Source organism: Myroides sp. LJL116, from assembly GCF_054871685.1.
Genome location: NZ_JBTXLR010000040.1, coordinates 1 through 3,329 on the forward strand (window position 1 = coordinate 1; position 3,329 = coordinate 3,329).

Below are 3,329 nucleotides of genomic sequence, written 5' to 3' on the forward strand. Positions count from 1 at the left end.
CTTAGCATCTATATCTATGGGGGATTAGCTCAGCTGGCTAGAGCGCCTGCCTTGCACGCAGGAGGCCATCGGTTCGACTCCGATATTCTCCACAAGGACTTAGTCCAAAACGATCATTGACATATTGAGATACTTAACTAATAATACAGTTAGAAAGAATCAAATTAAAAAATATATAGAAAGTACAAGTCGAAAGACATTGTAAGCACATAAGCAAAATAAGGGCGTATGGGGAATGCCTAGGCTCTCAGAGGCGATGAAGGACGTGATAAGCTGCGAAAAGCTACGGGGATCGGCACACACGAATTGATCCGTAGATATCCGAATGGGGCAACCCAGCATGTTGAAGACATGTTATCCTAATAGGAGGCGAACCTGCTGAACTGAAACATCTAAGTAGGCAGAGGAGAAGAAAACAAAAGTGATTCCGCTAGTAGTGGCGAGCGAACGCGGAATAGCCCAAACCAATGTTGTTACGGCAATATTGGGGTTGTAGGACCACGACATTTCTTGCGGATTGAATTAGAATAACCTGGAAAGGTTAACCATAGAGGGTGATAGTCCCGTATAAGTAAGAGAAGATAAGAATAGTGGTATCCTGAGTAGGTCGGGGCACGTGAAACCCTGATTGAATCTGGCGGGACCATCCGCTAAGGCTAAATACTCCTGAGAGACCGATAGTGAACCAGTACCGTGAGGGAAAGGTGAAAAGAACCGTGAATAACGGAGTGAAATAGATCCTGAAACCATACGCCTACAAGCGGTCGGAGCTTCTTCGTGAAGTGACGGCGTGCCTTTTGCATAATGAGCCTACGAGTTACCGTTGCTGGCAAGGATAAGGACTTCAGGTCTGGATCCGTAGCGAAAGCGAGTCTTAATAGGGCGCTTTAGTCAGTAGTGGTAGACGCGAAACCGTGTGATCTACCCATGGGCAGGTTGAAGTTTAGGTAACACTAAATGGAGGACCGAACCGATAAACGCTGAAAAGTTTTCGGATGACCTGTGGGTAGGGGTGAAAGGCCAATCAAACTCGGAAATAGCTCGTACTCCCCGAAATGCATTTAGGTGCAGCGATAATCATAGTTACTTAGAGGTAGAGCTACTGATTGGATGCGGGGGCTTCACCGCCTACCAATTCCTGACAAACTCCGAATGCTAAGTAATGTTTATTATCAGTGAGGGCATGGGTGCTAAGGTCCATGTCCGAGAGGGAAAGAACCCAGACCATCAGCTAAGGTCCCCAAATATATGCTAAGTTGAAAAAACGCGGTTTGATTGCCCAGACAGCTAGGATGTTGGCTTGGAAGCAGCCATTCATTTAAAGAGTGCGTAACAGCTCACTAGTCGAGCGATCGAGCATGGATAATAATCGGGCATAAGCATATTACCGAAGCTATGGATTTATACGTAAGTATGAGTGGTAGGGGAGCATTCTAACGGGGCTGAAGGTGATCTGTGAGGATTGCTGGACCTTTTAGAAAAGAAAATGTAGGCATAAGTAACGATAAGGGGTGCGAGAAACACCCCCGCCGTAAGACTAAGGTTTCCTCAGCTATGCTAATCAGCTGAGGGTTAGTCGGGACCTAAGGCACACCCGAAGGGGGACGTCGATGGCCAACGGGTTAATATTCCCGTACTACTTATAACAGTGATGGAGTGACACAGTGATGAAAGCACCGCGAACTGACGGAATAGTTCGTTGAAGCACGTACCTATAGGTCTGATAGTAAAATGCGTCGGACTTGGAGAAATGCGATAGTACTCGGAGTCTACGGACAAAGAGATAGTGTGCCTAAGGGCTGTCAAGAAAAGCTTCTAAACTTAGGTTATAAGTACCCGTACCGTAAACCGACACAGGTAGTCGAGGAGAGTATCCTAAGGCGCTCGAGAGATTCATGGCTAAGGAACTAGGCAAAATAGACCTGTAACTTCGGGAGAAAGGTCGCCAGCGCAAGCTGGCCGCAGTGAAGAGGTCCAGGCGACTGTTTATCAAAAACATAGGGCTCTGCAAAATCGCAAGATGAAGTATAGGGCCTGACACCTGCCCGGTGCTGGAAGGTTAAGAGGAGATGTTATTCGCAAGAAGAAGCATTGAATTGAAGCCCCAGTAAACGGCGGCCGTAACTATAACGGTCCTAAGGTAGCGAAATTCCTTGTCGGGTAAGTTCCGACCTGCACGAATGGTGCAACGATCTGGACACTGTCTCAGCCATGAGCTCGGTGAAATTGAAGTATCGGTGAAGATGCCGATTACCCGCAGTGGGACGAAAAGACCCTGTGCACCTTTACTATAGCTTAATATTGTTCTTGGATAAGTGATGTGTAGGATAGGTGGGAGACTTTGAAGTGGCGTCGCTAGGCGTTGTGGAGTCATTGTTGAAATACCACCCTTTGCTTATTTGAGATCTAACTCCCAATGCGGGAGGACATTGTTTGGTGGGTAGTTTGACTGGGGTGGTCGCCTCCAAAAGAGTAACGGAGGCTTCTAAAGGTTCCCTCAGCACGCTTGGTAACCGTGCGTAGAGTGCAATGGTATAAGGGAGCTTGACTGAGAGACTTACAAGTCGATCAGGTACGAAAGTAGAGCATAGTGATCCGGTGGTTCCGCATGGAAGGGCCATCGCTCAAAGGATAAAAGGTACGCCGGGGATAACAGGCTGATCTCCCCCAAGAGCTCATATCGACGGGGGGGTTTGGCACCTCGATGTCGGCTCGTCACATCCTGGGGCTGGAGAAGGTCCCAAGGGTTGGGCTGTTCGCCCATTAAAGTGGCACGCGAGCTGGGTTCAGAACGTCGTGAGACAGTTCGGTCTCTATCTACTGTGGGCGTTAGAAATTTGAGTGGATCTGATTCTAGTACGAGAGGACCGAGTTGGACCAACCTCTAGTGTATCTGTTGTCTCGCCAGGGGCACCGCAGAGTAGCTACGTTGGGAAGGGATAAGCGCTGAAAGCATATAAGTGCGAAACCCACCACAAGATGAGATTTCTTTAAAGGGCCGTGGGAGATTACCACGTTGATAGGCTATAGATGTAAAGGCAGTAATGTCAGAGTCGAGTAGTACTAATAGCCCATAAGCTTATGTGTATTCTCTCCCTATAGCAATATAGGGAGAGGGCAACTTTCTAATAAAGATTAAACTACTGTATAAAGTAATAAAGTTAAGTAACTTAATATAAAGATATTAGTTATCCTAAAGTGATGACAACCGATTTAGGGTGGTTATTGCAGCGGGGCTCACCTCTTCCCATTTCGAACAGAGAAGTTAAGCCCGCTTGCGCAGATGGTACTGCTAACCAGTGGGAGAGTATGACACCGCCCTTCTTTTA

Annotated in this window: 1 tRNA gene and 2 rRNA genes; all 3 read left to right on the plus strand. The window is 47.3% G+C overall.

Features of this window, described 5'->3' with window-relative positions:
• Nucleotides 1-18 precede the first annotated feature (18 nt).
• The 3 genes from ACYSNM_RS13740 to rrf all read left to right on the plus strand — a co-directional run bounded on the left by ACYSNM_RS13740 (nt 19) and on the right by rrf (nt 3,324).
• A tRNA-Ala gene (locus ACYSNM_RS13740) sits at nt 19-92 on the plus strand.
• Nucleotides 93-207: 115 nt separating this feature from the next.
• Nucleotides 208-3,087 (plus strand): 23S ribosomal RNA (locus ACYSNM_RS13745).
• Nucleotides 3,088-3,214: 127 nt separating this feature from the next.
• Nucleotides 3,215-3,324 (plus strand): 5S ribosomal RNA (gene rrf / locus ACYSNM_RS13750).
• Nucleotides 3,325-3,329: the final 5 nt, after the last annotated feature.